Origin of the sequence: Nonomuraea sp. JJY05 (assembly GCF_043496855.1) — a bacterium.
In the GTDB taxonomy this organism is placed as follows: Bacteria; Actinomycetota; Actinomycetes; order Streptosporangiales; family Streptosporangiaceae; genus Nonomuraea.
In genome coordinates, this window is record NZ_JBIEIS010000120.1 from 1 (window position 1) to 1,778 (window position 1,778).

Annotated in this window: 1 protein-coding gene; it reads right to left on the reverse strand. The window is 62.9% G+C overall.

All coding sequences use genetic code 11. The features are described from left to right. On the reverse strand, positions 1-690 hold a 690-nt coding region (locus tag ACFKCF_RS61525; protein ID WP_394506770.1), incomplete at its 3' end, for a Clp protease N-terminal domain-containing protein. Positions 691-1,778 lie beyond the last annotated feature (1,088 nt).

The window sequence follows — 1,778 nt, forward strand, 5'->3', positions numbered from 1 at the left end:
GACGATCTTCTGCGACAGGCCCTCGACGACGGCGGTCTTGCCGACGCCGGGCTCGCCGATGAGAACCGGGTTGTTCTTGGTCCTCCGGGAGAGGACCTGCATGACCCGCTCGATCTCCTTCTCACGGCCGATGACCGGATCCAGCTTGCCCTCGCGGGCCGCCTGGGTCAGATTGCGGCCGAACTGATCGAGCATCCCTGAGATCGGCCGGACCGACTCCTGGAAAAGGTGGGTCGCCGCTGTCTCGTCGCTGCCCCGGCCGGACAGCGACTGGAGAACCCAATGTCGGACACGTACAGGATCGGCCTCAAGCTTGACCAGCACCTGGGCGGCCACACCCTCGCCCTCACGGACGAGCCCGAGCAGGATGTGCTCGGTGCTGATGTAGTCGTGACCCAGCTGCAAAGCCTCACGGGCCGCCAGCTCAAGGACTCTCTTTGCCCGCAAGGTGAACGGAATGTGCTCAGACTCAGCCGGCAAGCCCTGGCCGATGATCTCCTCGACCTGCAGGCGCACACCCTCAAGGCTGACGCCCAGACTTGCCAGAGCCTTGGCGGCCACGCCCTCACCTTCGTGGATCAAACCTAGAAGAATGTGCTCAGTACCAATGAAGTTGTGGTTGAGTGTCCTGGCCTCTTCCTGAGCCAGGACGACAACACGCCTCGCTTGCTCGGTGAACTTCTCGAACATGTCAAGCCTCCTGGCGGAGCGGGATATGCCGGATGAGCGTGACCAGATCGTCCGAATCGGCAATGACCCGCATCGGATTGCCGTTAGGAGTTCCTGGGACGTGGCCATCGTCGGCCGCTGTCAGAGAGCACTTTGTCGGCGGTGCGCACGGGCTCGTCCGAGCCGCGCTCGATCAGCGGGTGTACGGCCGTCGGCCATGATGCCCCCAGGTAGACCCCACGCGTTCCACGGAACGGGCGGTGTGATCACCGCGCGACGTCGTCCGGCGTACTGAGTCGGCGACTGCCGGCCGTGGCATGGATTTGCGTGGGCGACCTCGTCGGGCTCCGGCGGTTGCTCCGCCTTGTTACCACCTTAGTACTCATTGCGGTGATTGCCCTGGATTCAGCCAGCAGCCGAACGAGCCGAGGCACTCGCCGACACGGGCCGCCCCCAAAGACTCCATGGGCGCGGACGATCGCAAGGCCGGCGGGAAGCGGGAGGGGTTATGTGCATCACGGTGGATCGTGAGGTCGGGATAGCCTCGCGCTGAGGCCGTCCGTTGAGACCACCGACACAAGCGGCCGGGAAATCGTTACGGGCGCCCCTACGGGCTTGAACACGGCAAGGTCAGACGTCGTTTCCGCCGCTCGACGATCCCAGCAGGCCGTTGTCCACCCTCGGTCATCAGTCAGGCGGCGCTGATGGTAGCTCAGCGCGCGCTGAGCTGGTTTCCCCGCATCACAGGGGGCGGAATCGCATCTGCGCGAGCACGCGCCTGGATGCGCACGACCTGCTGACCGGCCACTGCCCGCCCAAACACTACTGCAGCGCTTACTGAATCAAGGCCTCACAATGCCGAAGATCATTTCAGCGGTGACCCACAGCGTTTACAATATCAATTGACGTAAGGAGGTTTTTGCGGAAAATCCGCACGCCGACTCGATCAGGTCAGCTCATTGTTCCAGTCGGAGAGGTGTTGGCGTTAGGCCGTGTTTCATAAGGATCTTTGGGGCTTGCGGCGTGTCGATGATCGTGAAAAGTAGAGGTCTCCGGTAGTTGGTTCAACGACCAAGAAGAGCCAAGTACCGGAGACCTCGTGGCCAGCG